The organism is Cyclobacterium sediminis, from assembly GCF_054781075.1.
This window is the reverse complement of record NZ_BAAGVC010000026.1, coordinates 1-561: the sequence shown is the minus strand read 5'-3', so window position 1 is coordinate 561 and position 561 is coordinate 1. Positions and strand designations below refer to the sequence as shown.

Below are 561 nucleotides of genomic sequence, written 5' to 3'. Positions count from 1 at the left end.
TTTTTTGATCTTTTTTCTCTTTAGGCTGCCTTCTCTCTGGGTGCAGGCTCCTCCCGGTTTCTTTTCTTTGCGATTTTTACAGCATTGGCCGCCATGGTTGCAAAAAGCACCATCAACATCTCCCGCTTTTCTCCCCGGACTTTAATTTTTCTTAGCCCGTAATGATCTTTGTGGGTTCCGAAAATACCTTCCATTACCGTTGCCCTTTGCTTTGATATTTCGCTGCTGAGTATTTTTTCAGCTTTGGAGTGGTTTTTAGGGCCCTTTTTGGGGAAGCAGGTGAATATGCTGTTTCCGGTACAGTATCTTCTGTTTTCGTTGGTGGCATATATTCGGTCTGCGCCAAGCTGCGATGTTCCCTTGAAAACTGTTTTGTGTTTCACCACGGAGGTTTTCAGCCTTTTACATTCATTGAAGTTTCTGAAACTCATCTTGTCTATAAAAGAGAGCCCATCGACCTGCAGCATGTGTACCTTCATTCCGAACTCCACAGGTTTGTTTTCTTTTCCCCTTACTATAGGCCTGACATAGGGTTTGTGAAGGGAAACGATCCTGTCTTTG

At 44.0% G+C, this 561-nt stretch carries 1 protein-coding gene; it reads right to left on the bottom strand.

The annotated features are described in order from the left end of the window. Positions 1-20: 20 nt before the first annotated feature. On the bottom strand, positions 21-561 hold a 541-nt coding region (locus ACYVHJ_RS19355; RefSeq protein WP_460518139.1), incomplete at its 5' end, for a transposase family protein.